This window comes from Cupriavidus sp. F041 (genome assembly GCF_057814235.1).
Genome location: NZ_JBVASY010000002.1, coordinates 4,599,460 through 4,618,840, shown reverse-complemented (window position 1 = coordinate 4,618,840; position 19,381 = coordinate 4,599,460). Strand labels below are relative to the sequence as shown.

Sequence of the window (19,381 nt, the reverse complement as noted above, 5' to 3'; positions counted from 1 at the left end):
GGCCCTAAGACAACCGTACAGAATTCAAAAGGCGCGCTACATGCCGGCTTGCCGCCATGTCCGGCCCCGGCACGCCCCGCGGCGCGCAATCCCGCCCCGGAAGTCATGTTCGCGCTGCGGTGCCGCATTGCCACGCTGGATGAAGACGCTTCCCATCGCGCCACTACGGCCACTAAACTGTACAGGTTGAACCTTACATATGACGCATGCTAAACCTTGAACTGGTCCGCAGCCGGCGCAGCGGGGACACCCTGGCCGAACAGATCGTGGCCGGCATCGCCAGCCTGATCGACCGGCGCGTGCTGCGCGCCGGCGTGGCGCTGCCCTCCGTGCGGCGCTTCGCCCAGCAACACGGGGTCAGCACCTTCACCGTGGCCGAGGCCTACGGCCGCCTGACCGCGCTGGGCTACCTCAGCGCGCGCGTGGGTTCCGGCTATACGGTGGCGCACCGCCACGCGCCGGCCGGCCAGGCGCCAGCGGCGCGCTGGGAGGCACCGGGGCTGAATGCCGCCTGGCTGTTGTCAGACGTGTTCGCCGACCATTCGGTGCCCATCAAGGCGGGCGCGGGCTGGCTGCCCGGCGACTGGCTCAACGAGGAGGGACTGCACCAGGCCATGCGCGCCGCGGCGCGGGTGCCCGCGGCGCAGGTTTCGGGCTATGGCCATCCTTACGGTTTTGGCGCGCTGCGCGAGCATATCGCCGCCGGCCTCAGCCAGTACGGCATGCCGGTCCAGGCCCAGCAGGTGGTGCTGACCCAGGGCGCCACGCAGGCGCTTGACCTGGTGGTGCGCACCTTGCTGCGGCCAGGCGACACCGTGCTGGTGGAAGACCCGTGCTACTGCAACCTGCTGCAGATCCTGCGCCTGGCCGGGCTGCAGGTGATCGGCGTGCGCCGCACCGCCAGCGGGCTGGACACCGACGCGCTCGACCACGCCATCAGGAGCCATGCACCGCGTGCCCTGTTCGTCAACACCGTGCTGCAGAATCCCACCGGCGGCACCCTTACCAGCATGAACGCGCACCGCGTGCTGCAACTGGCCGAGCAATACCGGCTGCTGGTCGTGGAGGACGATATCTACCGCGAGCTGGCGCCCGCCGGCTCGCCCATGCTGGCGGCCATGGACGGCCTCTCGCACGTGATCTACATCAACGGTTTTTCCAAGACCATCACGCCGTCGCTGCGGGTGGGCTACCTGGCAGCCAGCCCCGAACTGGCCAAGGCACTGGCCCGCACCAAGATGGCGGTGGGGCTGACGTCATCGGAAGTGACGGAACGGCTCGTGTATTCGGTGCTGACCAGCGGCCACTACGGCCGCCACGTGGCGGCGCTGGGCGAACGGCTGCGCGCCCAGCAGGACCGGATCACGGAGAAGATGGAAGCGCACGGGCTGGAAGTGCTGCTGCGCCCGGAAGGCGGAATGTTTGCCTGGGCACGGATGCGCCCGCAAGGGGTGAACGAGCAGGCCGCCCTGTCAGGCAACCGGCTGGCGACGCTGGCACTGGAGCATGGCATCTGGCTGGCACCAGGCTCCTATTTCGAGCCGGAAGAAGGCGACTCGCCCTGGATACGGTTCAATGTCGCGACCACCGACGCGCCCGCGCTATGGCGCTTTTTCGACACGCTGCGCAGCGCGGATAGCCAGGGGGCGGAGGCCGAACTTCCCGAGCCGGCCTCGCGCACCGCGCGCAATCCGCGTGCAGGCATGATCAAGCTGGCCTGAGCGACGGCCCGGAGCCAGCCGCCGTTGCCGGTTCAGAAGCGATAACGCACGTAACCCGTGTAAAAACCGCTACCCGGATTAGGCTGCTTGATACCGGCATTGGAGACATGCTGGTAGCGGAAGCCGGCTTCATAAGCAGTCTTGGGGCCGAATGCCATGCCTACGCCGATCATGTCGGAGAACTGGAACAGGCTGCCGGAGCGGTGCTCGTCGGAGGTGGCCTTGTGGCTCATCATGCGCACACCAACCGAAGCTTCTAGGAAGGGGACCAGCGAGCCGCCGCGCTTTTCCAGGCGAAAGATCGGCGAAAAACCGAACTCGGTCACATTCTGGGCATTGGTGCCGCTGCGGGCATTCCATTCAGCCAGTTCGGCCTCCCACTGCAGCTTGACCAGCCAGCCCTGCGGGTTGCCCCAGGCAAAGCCGGAATCCCAGTTGACGCCGATTTCGTACTTGTTGATGTTGTGGCCAGGATCGCGGCCGAAGGCCACGTGCACCCCGGGATCGGCATGCGCCAGCGCGCTGGTACCAAGGGCAGCCACGGCGCCAAGCGCCTTGATATGCGTTACAAGCCGGTGGGCAATGCCGGCGTTCTTCTTATCTCTGGTCATGTACATGGTGGGTGGTGAATACCGCGAAGAATGGCAAGTCCTAGCGAAAACCTTGCCACCTCCCAGCGGCAAGGCCGACCACCCGCACTCAGGACCAGAGGCGTTCCACCACCCAGCCCGCGGTCACGCAGATCGCGAGCCAGGCGCTCATGCATCCGGCAATAAATCGGTAAGTCATGTCAATTTCCACAACAAACGCCTGGGGACAAGCGAATAATTCCGGAATTATACATCCATCCATGAATGTATGTTGAGGACTGACACGGATCCGGCTAGGGCCTGACGTAATGGTCAGGGATTATGCGCCTCCGGGCCGCGTAATGCTTGCGGTACCAAAGGCCTGTTGCCGCGCCGCGTCAACCCTTCTGGCCTGTGGTGCCCGGCGGCACCCGCCTCTCACCCCACCGTTGCGTATTCCAGTGTCTTTGGCGTCTTCACGATGACCTCGGGGCGTTCGCCCACCACCACCGTATCGTCCAGCCGGAAGCCACCCAATCCGTAGACATAGATGCCGGGCTCGGCCGAGTACACCTCGCCCGGCAACAGCGCCCGCGTATTGAAGGCCATGTCTTCCGGGTACTCGTGCAGCATCAGGCCAACCGCGTGGCCGGTGCGGTGGAAGATGTACTCGCCCAGGCCCGCGCGCTCGATCACGGCCTGTGCCGCAGCGTCCATATCGCAGACGCGGCGTCCGGTCACCGCGGCCGCTACCGCGGCATCGGTGGCTTCGGCGGCGACCTGGTAGCAATGTGCCTGGCGCTCATCCGGCCTGCCGCAGAACCAGGTGCGTTCGTTCTCCACATAGTAGCCATTCAGGCGCGGCAGGATCAGGTTGACGATGGTGTCGCCGGCCGCGATGCGCGCACCGCACGCGGCGCCGTCGCCATGCGGCGACGCCGAGGCCGGCCCCTTCAGTGTCCAGCACTTGAGAATGTCGAAATCCTCTCCGGGGAAACGGCGCGCCGCTTCCTCCACCATCAGCGCCGACATGGCGTGGTCCAGTTCCTGCACCAGCCGGCCTGCGCGGATATTCTCGCGATAGCGGTCCTGCACCCAGTCGGTCAGCGCGCCCAGTTCACGCATCACCTGCAGTTCCTCGGCATGCTTGACCCAGCGCATGCCGCGCATCTCGGCCAGGGCCGGGAGCAGCGTAAGCTCGGGCAGGTAGCGCTGCGCAGCCGCGAGGATCGGGTGCGCCACATCGACGGCAATGCGCGAACCGCCCAGCCCGTGCGCAGCCAGCAGCGACGCCACCACCTCGGGCAACTGCGGCGCCAGCGCCAGCCGCTGCGAGACGCGCGGATGCTCGGCGTAGTAGGTCACATCGCGCAGCCAGACCTTCTCCTTTTCCGCGCACAAGCGCATATGGTTGGTGGACAGCTCGTTCATCACCGCGAAGGGCTCGCCGTTGCGCGGCACGAACACAAATACGGGACGCTCCCACGGCCAGACATCAAGCTGGAAATTGGTGGCGAACTGGAAGAAGTCCGGTGTGGCGAATACCAGCGCGTCAACGCGGAGGCGGTCCATCAGCGCGTGCATCATGGACAGTCGGTAGTCGCGCACGGCGGTCGTGATCTGGGGCATGTCTTGTCTCCTTGAAAGTCGGTGCAGTAAGGCCAGGCGTGGCGCGGATCAAAGGGCGATGCCGAGCTTGCGGATCAGCGGGCCCCAGGCCTGCGCGTCGCGCTGCATATAGCGCCGTACTTCGTCAGGCGGGCCCTTGATCGGCTCCAGGAACTGGTTGGCCAACTTGTCCTTGAACGCGGGCTCGTCCATGGCCGCATTGATGTCGGCATTGATCTTGCGCACCAGCGGCGCCGGCGTGCCGGACCTGGCGACGATGGCGTACCAGCCCGGCACCGCCACGTCGTAGCCAAGCTCCTTGAATGTGGGCACATCGGGCAGCGCCGCCAGGCGCCGCTCGCCGGTCACCGCCAGCGGCACCAGCTTCTTGCCGGTGATATAGGGCTGCACGCCCGCCAGCACGTTCATCATCGCCGGGGTCTCGCCCGACATCAGGCTGGTCGATCCGCCGGCGCCGTTGAACGGCACATGCTGCAGCCTAATGCCGGCACGCTCGGCCACCAGTTCCATGGCCAGGTGCGTGGAGTTGCCGATGCCACCGGAGGCATAGCTGATGCCGCCCGGCCGCGCCTTGGCCAGCCGCACGAACTCCGCGAAGCTGGCGGCATGCATGGCCGGCGCCACCACCAGCACGAAGGGCGAGTTCGCCAGCATCGCCACGCCGGCCAGGTCGCGCTGCGGCGCATAGGGCAGCGAGGGATACAGGAAGGGATTGAAAGCCAGGTTGGAAACGCCGGCGAAGAACAGCGTGTAGCCATCGGCCGGTTGTTGCAGCACGTAGTTGATCGCCAGTACGCCATTGGCGCCTGGCCTGTTTTCCACCACCACGCTGCGCCCCCAGCGCTTGCCAAGCGCTTCGGCCAATGCGCGCGCGAGCACATCGTTGCCGGTGCCGCCGGCCTGCGGCACCACGAGCCGCACGGGGCGCTGCGGCCACGCCTCCGCCCGGCCGGCGGCGCCATATAACATTCCCGCCACGGCTAGCGTGGCACCCACTATCAGCGTTCGTCTCTTCACATCGTTCTCCTCTCGAATCCCCTGGACGCGCCTCATGACGGACGCGTCCGGTTTACTGTACCATGTGGTACACGATAAAGAAAATAGGACCGGCACAGGGCCTGCCATCGCGGCAAGAGCCGGTGAGAAAGCTTGAAATGGAAGCGGAGACGCGTTGCCGCGGCAGCGGCAACAACTGCAGCGCGGCGCCGTGATGGCGCCGCGTCGGGATCAGGCTTCGTGGCCGGGCTTTGCGCCCGCCGCCCTGGGCGCGTTCTGCATGCGCGCGAAATACTTCAGCGCGGCGGTGGTGCCCTTGCGATCACCCGTGGTGACGAGATCCAGCAGCAGCCCGCGCATCGTGGCCACCTCGACACGGGCACGCAGCTTCGCCTCGCTGGTGCTCAACCCGAGTTGCTTGTGAAAGCGCTCGGTCAGCGCGCCGGTCCAGCTGCCGATCACGTCATCGAGGAAGACATGGAAGCGCTCTCGATCGCGAATGGCGCGCCCGTATATCTCGAACAGCAACTGGATGATGGGCAGATAGTTGTCCGCCGAGTAGCGCGCCCAGGCCACTTCCAGCGCCCGCGCGGGATCGGTCTCGCTGGCGGCCAGGCTGGCGCGCGCATCCAGTTCGGCATGGCGGATGCGGCGCAGCACCGCCTCCCAGAACTGGTCGCCGGAGCCGAAGTAGTAGATCAGCATGCGGTGGCTGGTACCGACCGCTTCGGCGATATTGCGCAGCGACAGGTCGCCGATGCCGTGCTCCAGCACATGGCGCACGGCGGCGTCCAGCAACTGGATGGCCTGGTCGCTGGTGGCACGGCTTTCGGCAAGCTTATCGGCGGCGGGGTTCTTGCGGGGCGGCATGGATGGGTGAGACGCGATCGGTTGGGCACGGGTGCGAAGACAGCGAGTGTAAGCCAGCCCGGCGCGTCATGCATCCACTGCCTGCCGCGCGTCCGGCGCGCTCAGCCTGCGCCCAACAGGAAGGGCAACGTCTCCTCCAGCAGCAATGCCGGCGCTTCCTCGGCGATGTAATGCCCGCAAGGCAGGCTCTTGCCATCCACGTTGCGCGCCACCTTGCGCCACTCTTCCAGCGGCGCGAAGCAGCGGCCCACGGCGCCCTGCTCGCCCCACAGCGCCAGCATCGCGCACTCGACCTTGCGCCCCGCGGCCAGGTCGGCACGGTCGTGATCAAGATCGACCGAGGCGCTGGCGCGGTAGTCCTCGCACAAGCCGTGCGCCGCGCCGGGCAGGCTGATGCAGCGAAGGTACTCGGCCATGGCCGCCTGCGTGAACGGCGCCAGCCCGGCACTGCGGCTGCCCATGGTGTTGCGCAGGTAGAGCGCCGGATCGGCCTCGATCAGCGTCTCGGGAAACGGCGCGGGCCGGATCAGGAAGAACCAGTGGTAGTACGCCAGCGCGAACTGCAGGTTGGTCTGCTCGTACATCGCCAGCGTGGGCGCGATATCGAGCGTGACCAGCCGCCGCACGGCATCCGGATGGTCCAGCGCCATGCGGTGGGCCACGCGCGCACCACGATCGTGCGCCATCACCAGGAAGCGCTCGAAGCCCAGCGCGCGCATCGCCGCCACCTGGTCCTGCGCCATGCTGCGCTTGCTGTAGTTGGCATGGTCGGGCAGCCCGGCGGGCTTGCCGCTGTCGCCGTAACCGCGCAGGTCGGTGGCGACCACGGTGAAATGCCGGGCCAGCGTGCCGGCCACCTTGTGCCAGATCACATGCGTTTGCGGATGGCCATGCAGCAGCAGCAAGGCCGAGCCCTGGCCGCCGACGACGGCGTTGATCTCGACTTCGCCGCAGCGGATGCGGCGCGGGGTAAAACCTTCGAACACAATCGGTCCTCCTTCAGGCGGACAGCCGCGCCATGGTCTTGGCAGCGACGTCCCGCAGCCAGGGCTGCGCATGGTGATGCCGCCGCGCGAACCCGGCGATCAGCGACGACTGTGCCAGCGTCGCGCCGATCATGTCCAGGCCCTGGCGGAACAGGGTGCGATGGCGCTCGGCCAGCGTGAAGCCGGCGCGCACGGCGCCCGCGCTCACTGTCATGGCCGCGAGGTCGATCTCGATCCGGACCGGCACTTCGCGCGACACCTCGGCCATCAGCGCATCCACTTCGGCCTGCGGCAACATCACCAGCAGCAGGCGGTTGTTGATCGCATTCGAGTAAAAAATCTCGCCAAAGCTCGGCGCGATCACCGCGCGGATGCCGAATTGCTGCAGGCCCCACACCGCGTGCTCGCGGCTCGAACCACAGCCGAAGTTGGGTCCCGCCACCAGCACGCCAGCGCCCCGGTAGCGTGGCTGGTTGAGCACGAACTCCCGGCGCGGCGCGCCCTGCGCGTCGAAACGCAGATCGTAGAGCAGGCCACGGTCCAGCCCGGCCTTGTCGATGATGCGCAAGAACTGCTTGGGCATGATCTGGTCGGTGTCGAGATTGCCGATGGGAAGGGGCGCGCCGAGGGCGGCGATCAGATCGGAATCATGGTCAGGCATCGGATCAGGCATCGGTTTTCTCCAGGCGGCGTACATCGGTGATGCAGCCGCTCAGCGCCGCGGCGGCGGCCATCGCGGGACTCATCAGGTGGGTGCGCCCGGCGCGCCCCTGGCGTCCCTCGAAATTGCGGTTGGTGGTGGAGGCGCAGCGCTCGCCCGGCGCGAGCACGTCGTCATTCATGGCCAGGCACATGGAGCAGCCGGGCTTGCGCCATTCGAAGCCGGCATCGAGCAGTACCCGCGCAATGCCTTCGTCCTCGGCCTGCCGGCGCACCGCGCCCGAGCCGGGCACCACCATCGCGCGCACGCCTTCGGCCACTTTGCGCCCGCGCACGATGGCAGCCACCGCGCGCAGGTCTTCGATACGGCCGTTGGTGCACGAGCCGATAAACACGCGCTGCACCGGCAAGCCCTCGAGCGAGGCGCCCGCCTGCAGGCCGATGTAGCCCCGCGCCTTGGCGGCGGCGCTGCGCGCCGTCTCGTCGGCGGCTTCCTCCACCAGTGGGACGCGCGCGTCGATGGGGATGGACTGGTCGGGGCTGGTGCCCCAGCTCACGTAGGGCGCGACGTTGCCGGCGTCGAAGCCCAGCTCGCTATCGAAGCGCGCATCCGCATCCGAATGCAGGTCGCGCCAGCACGCCAGCGCGCGCTCGCGCATCGTTGCGTCGATGTCCGCTGCGCGTGCCAGCACGTAGTCGATGGCGCGCGCATCCGGTGCGATCAGCGCGCCGCGCGCGCCGGCTTCCACCGTCATATTGCAAAGCGTCATGCGCGCCTCGATGGTGAGCGCATCGATGGCACTGCCGGCAAATTCCACCACATAACCGCGCGCGCCCTGGGCGCCGATGCGGCTGATGATGTGCAGGATCAGGTCCTTCGCGGTGACGCCGCGCGGCAGCAAACCGTCCACGCGGATGCGCATATCCTTCGCCAGGCGGTAGACCAGCGTCTGCGTGGCCAGCACATGCTCCACCTCCGACGTGCCGATGCCGAAACCGAGCGCGCCCAGCGCGCCGTAGGTGGTGGTATGGCTGTCGCCGCACAGCACCACCATGCCGGGCCGGATCATGCCGTGCTCGGGCGCGATCACGTGCTCGATGCCCTGCAGTGCGTCGTCGGTGTCGAACAGGGGTATGCCGTGCCGCACGCAGTTGCGCTTGAGATTGCGCGCCTGCAGCGCCGAGGCGGGATCCTGTATGCGGCGCGGGCTTTCCGCATGGGTGGGGATGATGTGGTCCACCACCGCCACCTGCTGGCCAGGCGACGGCACGCCCCGGCCCCGCGCGGCCAGCCCGGCGAATGCCTGCGGGCTGGTGTACTCGTTCATCAGGTGCAGATCCGCGTAGAGCAGCACGTGATCGGCGTCGAGCGCGGCCACGGTATGCGAATCCACCAGCTTGCGATAGAAGGTAAGGCCTGACATGGGGCTCTGCCTGCGTTGAATGGCGTTGAATTGGGTTGAAGAATAGCGAGAGGCCAGTTTAACCATTGAACCCATCGCTATAATTTCATCTGCAGACTTTCATTCAGTCTCCAAATTCACCAATCCCGGGCCTAGCGCATCGTTCCGCATCGTGGACAACTTCTCCGACCTTGCCTTCTTCGTCATCCTGGTCAAGCGCGGCAGCCTGGCCGGCGCGGCCCAGCAGTCCGGCATCACGCCATCGGCGGCCAGCAAGCGGCTGACGGCACTGGAAACGCGCCTTGGCGTGCGCCTGCTCAACCGCACCACGCGCCGCCTGAGCGTGACGCAGGAGGGCGAGGCTTACCTCGCGCAGGGCGCGCGCATCCTGGCCGAACTGGTGGAACTGGAACAGGGACTGGGCGGCAGCCGGGTAGCGCCGCGCGGGCTGCTGCGGGTCAACGCCACGCTCGGCTTCGGCCGGCGTCACGTGGCGCCGGCGGTGGGCGCCTTCCTGCTGGCCTGCCCGGAGGTGGAGGTGCAGCTTGAACTGACCGACCGGCCGCTCAACCTGGCCGAAGCCGGCTTCGATGTCGGCATCCGCGTGGGCGACCTGCCCGATGCGCGCCTCGCCGCCAGGCCCCTTGCCCACAATCGCCGCCTGCTGTGCGCATCGCCGCGCTACCTGGCCAGCCACGGCGCGCCGGGCTCGCCGCGCGAACTGCAACAGCACCGCTGCATCGTGATCCGGGAAAGCGATGCCACCTACGGCACCTGGCAACTGCGCTCGGCGAGCCGGCAAGAGACCGTCAAGGTGCGCGGGCCGGCAAGCACCAACGACGGCGAAGTGGCGCTCGGCTGGGCCTTGCAAGGCCATGGCATCCTGATGCGCTCCGAATGGGAGGTGGCGCCGATGCTCCGGTCCGGGCGGCTGCGGCAAGTGCTGCCCGACTGGGAAACGCCGCCCGCCGACGTGTTCGCGGTATTCCTCACACGCGACCACCTCACCGCCAAGGTGCGCGCCTTCGTCGATTTCCTGGCGGAGCACTTCGCGGCGCACCGCGTGCAGGGCGCTCCTTATAGCGGGTGGTAGCCGCCAGGCTAGCCGCGCAGGAATGCCAGCGCCAGCCCGGCGGCCCCGCAACCGAGGATGACGGGGATCACCCCGGCCTTGAAGCGGAACAGCGCCACCGCCACGGCCAGCCCGATCAGGGCCGAAGGCCAGTCGAAGCGCCCGTGCAGCCCGGCGGGCCACAGCACGTGATAGGCGAAGAACACCGCCAGGTTGACGATCACGCCCACCACCGCCGCCGTGATGGCGGTCAGCGGCGCGGTGAACTTCAGGTTGCCGTGCGTGCTTTCCACGAACGGGCCGCCCAGCAGGATGAACAGGAAGGACGGCAGGAAGGTGAAGAAGGTCACCACCGTTGCCGCCGCCATGGCCGATGCCACCGCCGCATCGGCGCCGAGCACGGTATGCGTCCAGCCGCCGACGAAGCCGACGAAGGCCACCACCATGATGAGCGGTCCGGGCGTGGTTTCCCCCAGCGCCAGTCCGTCGATCATCTGCGGCGCGGTAAGCCAGTGGTAATGCTCGACCGCGCCCTGGTAGACGTACGGCAGCACCGCATAGGCGCCGCCGAAGGTCATCAGCGCGGCCTTGGTGAAAAACCAGCCCATTTGCGTCAGCGTGCCCTGCCAGCCGTAGCGCCATGCCAGCGCGCCGGTCGCCAGGGCCCAGATCGCCAGGAAAACCGCCAGCACCCGCACGAAGCGCTTCCAGGTGAAAACGGCATGCGCCGGCGTGGGTGTGTGGTCGTCCAGCAACGCGGGCCCGAAGCCGGCCTTGCCCGCGCCATGCCCGCCGCCGCTGTTGAAGCGCGCCGGCGCGAACCGGCCGCCCACATGGCCGATCACGCCCGCGGCCAGCACAATGGCGGGGAACGGCAACCCGAGCGCGAAGATCGCGACGAACGAGGCCGCCGCGATCGCCCACAGCCAGCTGTTCTTCAGCGCCCGCGAGCCGATCCGCCAGGCGGCAGACACCACGATGGCCGTCACCGCCGGCTTGATGCCGTACAGCACACCCGCCACCGCCGGCACCTCGCCAAAGCGCATGTAGATCCACGACAGCAGCATCAGGATCAGCAGCGACGGCAGCACGAACAGCCCGCCCGCGATCACCCCGCCCCAGGTGCGATGCATCAGCCAGCCGATATAGGTCGCCAGTTGCTGCGCTTCCGGGCCGGGCAGCACCATGCAGTAATTGAGCGCGTGCAGGAAGCGGCTCTCGGAGATCCAGCGGCGCCGCTCGACCAGGTCCTCATGCATGATGGCGATCTGCCCGGCGGGCCCGCCAAAGCTGATAAAGCCCAGCTTGAGCCAGTACCAGAAGGCCTGGCGCAAGGTAATGGCGGCCGGGGCGACGGCGTCTGGCGCGGTGCTCGTTGCTTGCATGAGTGCGGTTCTTGGGATGGTTCGCCAGCGGCAGGTCGGGCGCCTAAGATAGCAGAGACTTGTGTCAGCAACCCACACCGCCGTCAGGGATGAAGCGGCTTTGCAACGCTGGGGCTGATACCCTTGCGCCACCCCCAAGGAAATCCATGCATAGCAACGACCTGTCCCGCTGGACCCACAGCCACGTATTCGACACCGGCAACCGCGCTGCCGAGCGTGGCACCCGCCTGGTGATGCTGATCACCGCCGTCACCATGGTGGCCGAAATCGCCGCCGGCCTGTGGTTCAACTCGATGGCCTTGCTGGCCGACGGCTGGCACATGAGCTCGCACGCGCTGGCGATCGGCCTCACCGCCTTCGCCTACGCCGCGGCCCGCCGCTATGCCGCGGACAAGCGCTTTGCCTTCGGCGCGTGGAAGATCGAAGTGCTGGCCGGCTTTGCCAGCGCGATCTTCCTGCTCGGCGTGGCCGCGCTGATGGTGTTCGGCTCGGTCGAGCGGCTGTTCAGCCCGCAGGCCATCCACTACCGCGAAGCCATGGCGGTGACCATCGTCGGATTGCTGGTCAACCTCGGCTGCGCGCTGATTCTCGGTGGCGCCCATCATGATCACGACCACGGCCATGATCGCGGGCACGATCACGGCCACCAGCATGACCTCAACCTGCGCTCCGCCTACCTCCACGTGCTGGCCGACGCCGCCACCTCGGTGCTGGCGGTGCTGGCGCTGGCCGGCGGCTGGTGGCTCGGCCTGGGCTGGCTCGACCCGGTGATGGGGCTGGTGGGCGCCGCGCTGGTCGGCCACTGGGCACTGGGCCTGCTCAGGCAGACCGGCACGGTGCTGCTCGACCGCGAGATGGACCACCCGGTGGTGGACGAAGTGCGCGAGGTGCTGGCCGGCTTCGACCAGGGCCCCGAAGGCACGCGCGTGACGGACCTGCACGTATGGCGCGTGGGCAAGCAGAAATTCGCCGTCATCGCCAGCCTGGTCACGCACGACGCCGCGCTGACACCCGCGCGCGTCAGGCAGGCGCTGTCGGTCCACGAGGAACTGGTGCACGTGACGGTGGAGATCCACCGCTGCGATCATGACGGCGCCACCGCGGCGCACCGGCACGCATGATCCACTGACGCACTACGCCAGCCCGCGCCGCGCGGCCGCCACGGCCGCCGTGCGGGTTTCCACCCCGAGTTTCTCGTAGATGTGTTCGAGATGCTTGTTGACCGTGCGCGGGCTCATGCCGAGGATCTCGGCCACGTCGCGGTTGGTCTTGCCGCGCGCCACCCAGACCATCACCTCGGCCTCGCGCGGCGTCAGTTCCGACGGCGTCGCGCTCGTGGCCGCGTGCGCCGGGTGCGCGGCGAGTTCCACCACCATCACACCCGCCGTCACGCCTGTCAGCCGGCGCAGGGACAACCCGCCCGGCAGCAAGCCCGGCGTGGCCACGTCCTGCTGCAGCGCCCGCAGCGCTGCCACCAGCGGCGCCGGCAGCAGCGCGCCCGGCGGGCAAGCCACCCAGCCCTGCGCCTGCATCAAGGCCGCGGCGCTGGTGTTCATCCACATCAGCTGGCCAGCGGTATCGGCCGCCAGCATCGCCACCGCGCTGCCCAGCACGGCCGCGCGCGCGCTGCGCGCCAGGCGCGCCTTGGCGGCATGCGAGCGCACCCGCGCCACCACCTCGGCAATCGCCACCGGCTTGGTCACGTAGTCGCACGCGCCCACCTCGAATCCGCGCACGATATGCCCGGTCTCGCCCAGCCCTGTCATGAAGATCACAGGCAGGTCGGCATGGCGGTCCATCAGCGCCGCGCAGGTGGCAAAGCCGTCCATGCCCGGCATGTCCACGTCGAGCAGCACCGCGTCGGGCTCGAAGAGCGCCAGCGCATCGAGCGCGGCGTCGCCGCTGTGCGCGGCATGCACCGCCATGGCCTCGCCGCCCAGGGCGCGCGTGAGGAAGCCGCGCGCGTTGGCATTGTCGTCCACCACCAGCACGCGGGTCTGCAGGTCAGGAGCGGGATTCATGAAGCGCCTCGCCAAGAGAGTGAGTCAGTGCAGCGCCATCGCTGCGTGCCAGTGCAAGCATGCGCGCCGCCCATGCGGCGGCAGCGTCCGCGCCTTCGGCCAGCTCGGAAAGCTGCGCCTCCAGCGCGCGCTGCCGCCCGGTGGCGCCGAGCAGCAGCAGCTCGCGCAGCAATTCGGCCGAAGGCAGCGCGTGTACGGCGGCGGCCTTGCTCTCGTGCTGCACCGCGCTCGCCAGCGCGCGCCGGACCACCTCGATCAGTTCCGCCTCGCGCACCGGCTTACTGACGAAAGCAAAATAGCCGTGCGTGGCACGCGCTTCCTCGGTATTCTCGTGAGCATTGGCGGAGACGATCACGACCAGCGGCGGACGTTCCTGCTCGCGCAGCAGGCGGCACAGGTCCCAGCCGGACGCATCGGGCAGGTTGAGGTCCAGCAGCACCAGTTGCGGCCGCAAGCGCTGCACCGCCGGCAGTACCGCCGCGCCCTCCCCCACCTCATCCACCGCCAGCCCCAGCGGCGCCAGGTAGCCGAGCAGCACCGCGCGATGCGCGGCGCGGTCGTCCACCACCAGCACCCGCGCATCGGCCGGCAGGCGGGTGCGCTGCGCGGGCGCCCGGCGCGCCACCGGCGCCGTCACGGCGGGCAGGTACAGCCGTGCCGTGAATTCGCTGCCGGCACCGGACGCGCTGCGCACGCGAATCTCGCCGCCCATCAGGTCAGCCAGCAGCCGCACGATGGCCAGCCCCAGGCCGATGCCGTCGCGGTCGTCGTGGCCGCAGGCCCGCTCGAAAGGGTCGAAGATGCGCTCCTGGTCGGCCGCGTCGATGCCCGGGCCGGTATCGCTCACCACGATGGTGGCCATCTCGCGCTGGTGGCGCACGGCGAGCGTCACCGCGCCCTGCTCCGTGAACTTGATGGCGTTGCTGACCAGGTTGATGACGATCTGGCGCAGCCGCTTGGGATCGCCGTGCACGTACGCGGGCAGCACGCCTTCCACGCGGTAATGGAAGGCCAGCCTGCGCGCCGCGGCAAGCGGGCGGAACATGCGCACCAGTTCATCGAACAGGCCTTCCAGCGCCACGGCTTCCTGCGCCAAGCGCAGCTTGCCGGCCTCGATGCGCGACAGTTCCAGCAGGCCATCGACCAGACTGGAGAGATGCTCGCCGGCACGCCCGATGGTGCGTACGTCTTCGCGCAATGCCGGCGGCAGCGGCCCCGCGCGCAACAGCAGTTGCGAATAGCCGAGGATCGAATTCAGCCCCGCGCGCATCTCGTGGCTCATGCCGGTGATGAAGCGGCTCTTGGCCACGTTGGCCTTCTCCGCGACTTCCTTCGCGCCCTGCAGCAACGCATCGGTATGGCGGTGCGCGTCGATTTCCTTTTGCAGCAGCATGTTCTGCCGCTCCGATTCTTCCTGCGCCACGCCCCGGCTCTCGTTGGCCAGCACCAGCCACCACGCCGCCACCGCCGCGAACAACAGCAACCCGGCAAAGATCTTGAGGAACAGCCCGGCGCGCGGCAACGTGGCCGCCGCCAGCGCGCCCGACAATTGCTCCTGCGTGTACAGCAGCCACAGGAAGGTGCCGAACACGAACACCATGCCCGCCAGCACCAGGCAGAACTGGCCGATACGGCGCGCCATCACCGGCGGCGTGCCGGCCGGCAGCACGCGCGTGAGCGCGGTGACGATCTGCTCCTGCGCGCTGGCGCCGGGCTTGCAGCGGTCGCCGCAGCGCGCGTCCAGCGTGCAGCACAGCGAGCAGATCGGGCCGCGATACGCGGGGCAGGCTGCTACGTCCTCCACTTCGAAGGGATTGCGGCAGATGGTGCAGCGGACCACCTTGTGCCGCGGGCCGAAGTCCACCGGCGAGCGCGCGATGAAATAACGGCTCTGGGTAGCGAAGGCGATCACCGGCGGGATAACGATGGCCAGCACCAGCCCCACCCCGATCGAAGCCGGCCGCAGCGTCTCGCCGAACGCGCCCAGGTGCACCAGCATCGATCCCGCCGACGCCAGCATCATCGCGCCGAAGCCGGCAGGGTTGATATCGAACAGGTAGGCGCGGCGGAACTCGATGGTGCGCGGCGACAGCCCGAGCGGCTTGCTGATGACCAGGTCGCCGACAATGGCGCCGACCCACGCCACGGCCAGGTGCGCGTAGAGCGCCAGCACCTGCTCCAGCGCCTCGAACACGCCCATGGCCATCAGCATCACGGCGATCAGCACATTAAAGGCCAGCCACACCACCCGGCCCGGATGGCTGTGCGTGAGCCGTGCGAACACGTTCGACCATGCCAGCGAGCCGGCGTAGGCGTTGGTGATGTTGATCTTGGTTTGCGAGAGCAACACGAAGAGGCCGGTCAGCACCACCGCCGCCCAGCCCGGCCACGCGCCCCCGAGCGCGCGCGAGAAGCCTGCCAGGTACATCTGGGTGGGCTCCAGCGCGTGTGCGATCGGCACCTCGGCCTGCAGCGCGACGAAGGCGAGAAGCGCACCGCCCGCCATCTTGGCCGCGCCCAGCACGATCCATCCGGGCCCGGCGGCGATCAGCGCGCTCCACCAGCGCCAGCGGTTGCGCGGCGTGAGTTCCGGCATGAAGCGCAGGAAATCCACCTGCTCGCCGATCTGCGCGATCAGCGCGGACGTGACCGTGGCCGCGGCGCCGAAGGCGTGCCACGAGAAGCCGTCGCCTTCCGCCAGCCGCCCGTTGAAGGAAAGGAAATCGGTGTAGAGCCCGGGCTCGCGCCACCAGATCACCGCATACGGCAGCGCCAGCAGCAACAGCCACAGCGGCTGCGTCCACAACTGGATGCGCGAGATCAGCGTCACCCCGTGCGTGACCAGCGGGATCACCACGATGGCAGAAAGCAGGTAGCCCAATGAACGCGGCAGCCCGAACAACAGTTCGAAGGCCTGCGCCATGATGGCCGCTTCCAGCGCGAAAAAGATAAACGTGAAGCTGGCGTAGATCAGCGAGGTGATGGTCGACCCGAGGTAGCCGAAGCCGGCGCCGCGCGCCAGCAGGTCCATGTCCACGCCGTGGCGGGCCGCGTAGTAGGAGATCGGCAGCCCCGTCAGGAAGATCGCCAGGCTGACCACGCCGATAGCCCACATGGCGTTGGTAAAGCCATAGCTCAGCGTGATGGCCGCGCCGATGGCTTCCAGCGCCAGGAAGGCCACCGCACCAAAAGCGGTATTGGCCACGCGAAAGGCGCTCCACTTGCGGAACGTCCTTGGTGCAAAACGCAGCGCGTAGTCCTCCAGCGTCTCGTCGGCCACCCAGCGGTTGTAGTCGCGCCGGATCTTGCTGATGCGCTGTACGGGCTGGCTGGCGGCTGGCATGGGGGTCGGGACTCCGGAAGACGCTCGCGTGGGTCGTGCCGCGCAGATGCAAGAGCCGTGCCGTGCACCACGATGCATCGCGGCGCCCGGCGCAAGCCCCCGCGACGCAGCGCGCGAATCGTAGCGCAGCCGGGGTGCGCATGCGCCTACGTTGAATGACGTATGGAAGGCGCGGTTGCACTGCACCATGATCCGGCCACAGTGTGATTCATTGCCTGCCCGGCCATCGTATGCGGTCAACGTATTCGGTCAACGTGCGTGGCCAACGCCGTCCTACCTCACCACGCCTCCAAGGAGCGTCAATCATGCGTGACAAAGAAACGAACGGGTCCGTTCCCTCCCAAGATGCCGATGCCGTCTCGCCGCAGCGGCGCCGCATGATGCAGGGCCTCGCCGCGCTGCCCGCCCTGTCTCTTGCCGGCATGGCCGGCCTGAGCGGCCAGGCGCGCGCCGCGGTGCCTACCTCGGTAGCGAACACCACCAGGCTGGCCGTCACCGACACCGAAGTCACCGTGGGTCAGCTGCACTCCGCCACCGGCACCATGGCGATCTCCGAGACCGGCTCGATCCAGGCCGAACAACTGGCCATCGACCAGATCAACGCGGCGGGCGGCATCCTCGGGCGCAAGATCAAGGTCATCAAGGAAGACGGCGCCTCCGACTGGCCCACCTTCGCCGAGAAGTCCAAGAAGCTGCTGGTCAACGACCGCGTGGCGGCCGTGTTCGGCTGCTGGACCTCCGCCTCGCGCAAGGCGGTTCTGCCGATCTTCGAGAAAGAGAATGGCCTGCTCTACTACCCGACCTTCTATGAAGGGCTGGAGCAATCGAAGAACGTCATCTACACCGGCCAGGAAGCCACGCAGCAGATCATCTGGGGCCTGGACTGGGCGGCCAGGCAGAAAGGGGCCAAGAGTTTCTTCCTGATCGGCTCGGACTACATCTGGCCACGCACCTCCAACAAGATCGCGCGCAAGCATATCGAGAACTTCCAGAAGCTCAAGGTGGTGGGCGAGGAGTACTACCCGCTTGGCCACACCAACTTCAACTCGCTGATCAACAAGATCAAGATCGCCAAGCCGGACTGCATCTACGCCATCGTGGTGGGCGGCTCCAACGTGGCCTTCTACAAGCAGCTCAAGGCCGCTGGCATTACGGCGGACAAGCAATTCCTGCTGACCATCTCGGTGACCGAGGATGAAGTGCTCGGCATCGGCGGCGAGAACATCGCCGGTTTCTACGCCGCCATGAAGTACTTCCAGTCGCTCGACAATCCCAACAACAAGTCTTTCGTGGATGCCTTCAAGACCAAGTACGGCAGCAAGTCGGTGATCGGCGACGTCACGCAGGCTGCCTATCTCGGCCCCTGGCTGTGGAAGGCCGCGGTGGAGAAAGCGGGCAGCTTCGATATCGACAAGGTGGTGGCCTCCTCCCCCGGCATCGAGCTGAAGACCGCGCCGGAGGGCTATGTGAAGGTCGACCCCAACCACCACCTGTGGAGCAAGACGCGCGTGGGCCTGGCTCAGATCGACGGGCAGTTCAAGGTGGTAGCCGAATCGCCTTCGCTGATTCCGCCCAATCCGTTCCCGAAGGGCTATCAGTAAGCGGGTTGACTGACCACCGGTTTGGCCCCCCTCTCCCCAACCCTCTGCCCCTGAGGGGAGAGGGAGCAAACACCGTCGGGCATCGCAAGCGGCACTGGCGCTTCTCGCCAGCTTCGATTTGCGCTGCCGGCACCCTTTCTTCTCCCCGATGGCGGAGCGCGACATGAATCTATCCGACATGCTGAATATCGGCCTGATGCAGGGCTTTGCCGGCCTGAGCCTGTTCTCGGTACTGCTGCTGATGGCGCTGGGCCTGGCCATCATCTTCGGCCAGATGGGCGTGATCAACATGGCGCATGGCGAGTTCATGACCATCGGCGCCTACACCATCTTCCTGGCGTCCACGCTGACCGAGCGCCTCGCGCCGTCGTGGATGCCCTTCTACTTTCCGCTGGCCATCGGCGCCGCTTTCGCGCTGGCGTTCTGTGCCGGCTGGCTGGCCGAGTGGGCACTGATCCGCCATCTCTATCGCCGCCCGCTCGACACATTGCTCGCCACCTGGGGCCTGTCGCTGGGCATGCAGCAAACCTTCCGCTCCACCTTCGGCCCGAAGGAGGTCAGCCCCACGCTGCCCGAATGGCTGATGGGCTCGTGGGCGCCGGCGCCGGGGCTGGATATCCCCATCAACGGCATGTTCGTGATGGCGCTGACACTGTTCGTCACAGGCATGGTGTGGCTGGCGCTGTATCGCTCACGCTGGGGGCTGCGGGTGCGCGCCACCACCCTCAACCGCGCCATGGCCAACGCGGCCGGCATCAATACGCGGCGAACCGACCGGCTCACATTCGCGATCGGTTGCGGCATCGCCGGCGTGGCGGGGGCGGCCTTCACCACCATCGGCTCCACCGGCCCCACCAGCGGCTCGCTCTACATCGTCGACTCCTTCCTGGTGGTCACCTTCGGCGGCGCGGCAAGCCTGCTCGGCACGGTGGCATCGGCATTTGGCATTGCCCAGGCGCAATCGATCAGCGAGTTCTTCCTCACCGGGTCGATGGCGCGCGTGCTGACGCTGCTGCTGATCGTGACGATCCTGATGATCCGTCCGCAAGGCCTGTTCGCGCCGGCAGTGCGGCGCTGAAGACGCCGCCGCCGCACCGCCACTCACCAAACCTGCACAGGAGCTTG

At 67.6% G+C, this 19,381-nt stretch carries 15 protein-coding genes; 5 read left to right on the top strand and 10 right to left on the bottom strand.

Annotated features, from left to right (window positions below):
- The first annotated feature begins 206 nt into the window (after positions 1 to 206).
- On the top strand, positions 207 to 1,721 hold the full coding sequence (locus ACZY0R_RS38605) for an aminotransferase-like domain-containing protein (RefSeq protein ID WP_488865998.1): 1,515 nt from the start codon (positions 207 to 209) through the stop codon (positions 1,719 to 1,721).
- Between the two features lie 32 nt (positions 1,722 to 1,753).
- Here the strand turns inward: ACZY0R_RS38605 and ACZY0R_RS38600 are convergent, their stop codons facing one another.
- From ACZY0R_RS38600 to leuC, 7 genes are all read right to left on the bottom strand, one after another.
- Positions 1,754 to 2,332, bottom strand: coding sequence for an acyloxyacyl hydrolase (locus ACZY0R_RS38600; protein ID WP_488865996.1), 579 nt, complete (start codon positions 2,330 to 2,332; stop codon positions 1,754 to 1,756).
- 396 nt (positions 2,333 to 2,728) lie between these two features.
- Complete coding sequence (locus tag ACZY0R_RS38595; protein ID WP_488865994.1) at positions 2,729 to 3,919, bottom strand: M24 family metallopeptidase; 1,191 nt, start codon at positions 3,917 to 3,919, stop codon at positions 2,729 to 2,731.
- A gap of 48 nt (positions 3,920 to 3,967) precedes the next feature.
- Positions 3,968 to 4,936 (bottom strand): Bug family tripartite tricarboxylate transporter substrate binding protein, encoded by a 969-nt coding sequence (locus ACZY0R_RS38590; protein ID WP_488865992.1) that lies wholly within the window; start codon positions 4,934 to 4,936, stop codon positions 3,968 to 3,970.
- A 210-nt stretch (positions 4,937 to 5,146) separates the two neighbouring features.
- Positions 5,147 to 5,785, bottom strand: a complete 639-nt coding sequence (locus tag ACZY0R_RS38585) for a TetR/AcrR family transcriptional regulator (protein WP_488865990.1) — start codon at positions 5,783 to 5,785, stop codon at positions 5,147 to 5,149.
- A 101-nt stretch (positions 5,786 to 5,886) separates the two neighbouring features.
- Positions 5,887 to 6,771 (bottom strand): alpha/beta fold hydrolase, encoded by an 885-nt coding sequence (locus ACZY0R_RS38580; RefSeq protein WP_488865988.1) that lies wholly within the window; start codon positions 6,769 to 6,771, stop codon positions 5,887 to 5,889.
- 13 nt (positions 6,772 to 6,784) lie between these two features.
- Entirely contained in the window at positions 6,785 to 7,444 is a 660-nt protein-coding gene (gene leuD / locus ACZY0R_RS38575; protein ID WP_488865986.1) for a 3-isopropylmalate dehydratase small subunit, read from the bottom strand.
- The gene (gene leuC / locus ACZY0R_RS38570) at positions 7,437 to 8,855 is read right to left on the bottom strand and encodes a 3-isopropylmalate dehydratase large subunit (protein ID WP_488865984.1); all 1,419 of its coding nucleotides are present in this window, start codon (positions 8,853 to 8,855) and stop codon (positions 7,437 to 7,439) included. Before leuC ends, leuD begins: the two co-directional genes overlap by 8 nt.
- A 151-nt stretch (positions 8,856 to 9,006) precedes the next feature.
- Between leuC and ACZY0R_RS38565 the strand changes: the two genes are divergently transcribed.
- Entirely contained in the window at positions 9,007 to 9,927 is a 921-nt protein-coding gene (locus ACZY0R_RS38565; protein WP_488865982.1) for a LysR family transcriptional regulator, read from the top strand.
- A gap of 8 nt (positions 9,928 to 9,935) precedes the next feature.
- Here ACZY0R_RS38565 and chrA read toward each other — a convergent pair whose 3' ends face one another.
- Positions 9,936 to 11,291: a chromate efflux transporter gene (chrA, locus tag ACZY0R_RS38560; RefSeq protein WP_488865980.1), complete on the bottom strand. Its 1,356-nt coding sequence runs from the start codon at positions 11,289 to 11,291 to the stop codon at positions 9,936 to 9,938.
- A gap of 146 nt (positions 11,292 to 11,437) precedes the next feature.
- On the opposite strand from chrA, the gene dmeF reads away from it, so the two are divergent.
- On the top strand, positions 11,438 to 12,412 hold the full coding sequence (dmeF, locus tag ACZY0R_RS38555) for a CDF family Co(II)/Ni(II) efflux transporter DmeF (RefSeq protein WP_488865978.1): 975 nt from the start codon (positions 11,438 to 11,440) through the stop codon (positions 12,410 to 12,412).
- Positions 12,413 to 12,424: 12 nt separating this feature from the next.
- On the opposite strand, the gene ACZY0R_RS38550 is transcribed toward dmeF, so the two are convergent.
- Positions 12,425 to 13,312 carry a response regulator gene (locus ACZY0R_RS38550; RefSeq protein WP_488865976.1) on the bottom strand — a complete coding sequence of 296 codons (888 nt, stop codon included), beginning with the start codon at positions 13,310 to 13,312 and terminating at the stop codon, positions 12,425 to 12,427.
- Positions 13,296 to 16,655, bottom strand: coding sequence for a hybrid sensor histidine kinase/response regulator (locus ACZY0R_RS38545; RefSeq protein ID WP_488865974.1), 3,360 nt, complete (start codon positions 16,653 to 16,655; stop codon positions 13,296 to 13,298). The genes ACZY0R_RS38550 and ACZY0R_RS38545 overlap by 17 nt, the downstream gene beginning before the upstream one ends.
- Before the next feature lie 305 nt (positions 16,656 to 16,960).
- On the opposite strand from ACZY0R_RS38545, the gene urtA reads away from it, so the two are divergent.
- The gene (gene urtA / locus ACZY0R_RS38540; RefSeq protein WP_488865972.1) at positions 16,961 to 18,256 is read left to right on the top strand and encodes an urea ABC transporter substrate-binding protein; all 1,296 of its coding nucleotides are present in this window, start codon (positions 16,961 to 16,963) and stop codon (positions 18,254 to 18,256) included.
- Between the two features lie 163 nt (positions 18,257 to 18,419).
- Complete coding sequence (gene urtB / locus ACZY0R_RS38535) at positions 18,420 to 19,334, top strand: urea ABC transporter permease subunit UrtB (RefSeq protein WP_441635652.1); 915 nt, start codon at positions 18,420 to 18,422, stop codon at positions 19,332 to 19,334.
- The last annotated feature ends 47 nt before the right edge of the window (positions 19,335 to 19,381 follow it).

Excerpts from the sequence above, each read along its gene's own strand:
- ACZY0R_RS38585 (WP_488865990.1), bottom strand. The coding sequence starts at position 5,785 with ATGCCGCCCCGCAAGAACCCCGCCGCCGATAAGCTTGCCGAAAGCCGT.
- ACZY0R_RS38605 (WP_488865998.1), top strand. The coding sequence starts at position 207 with ATGCTAAACCTTGAACTGGTCCGCAGCCGGCGCAGCGGGGACACCCTG.
- urtB (WP_441635652.1), top strand. The coding sequence starts at position 18,420 with ATGAATCTATCCGACATGCTGAATATCGGCCTGATGCAGGGCTTTGCC.
- urtA (WP_488865972.1), top strand. The coding sequence starts at position 16,961 with ATGCGTGACAAAGAAACGAACGGGTCCGTTCCCTCCCAAGATGCCGAT.
- ACZY0R_RS38595 (WP_488865994.1), bottom strand. The coding sequence starts at position 3,919 with ATGCCCCAGATCACGACCGCCGTGCGCGACTACCGACTGTCCATGATG.
- leuC (WP_488865984.1), bottom strand. The coding sequence starts at position 8,855 with ATGTCAGGCCTTACCTTCTATCGCAAGCTGGTGGATTCGCATACCGTG.
- chrA (WP_488865980.1), bottom strand. The coding sequence starts at position 11,291 with ATGCAAGCAACGAGCACCGCGCCAGACGCCGTCGCCCCGGCCGCCATT.
- ACZY0R_RS38600 (WP_488865996.1), bottom strand. The coding sequence starts at position 2,332 with ATGACCAGAGATAAGAAGAACGCCGGCATTGCCCACCGGCTTGTAACG.
- ACZY0R_RS38550 (WP_488865976.1), bottom strand. The coding sequence starts at position 13,312 with ATGAATCCCGCTCCTGACCTGCAGACCCGCGTGCTGGTGGTGGACGAC.
- ACZY0R_RS38545 (WP_488865974.1), bottom strand. The coding sequence starts at position 16,655 with ATGCCAGCCGCCAGCCAGCCCGTACAGCGCATCAGCAAGATCCGGCGC.
- leuD (WP_488865986.1), bottom strand. The coding sequence starts at position 7,444 with ATGCCTGATCCGATGCCTGACCATGATTCCGATCTGATCGCCGCCCTC.
- dmeF (WP_488865978.1), top strand. The coding sequence starts at position 11,438 with ATGCATAGCAACGACCTGTCCCGCTGGACCCACAGCCACGTATTCGAC.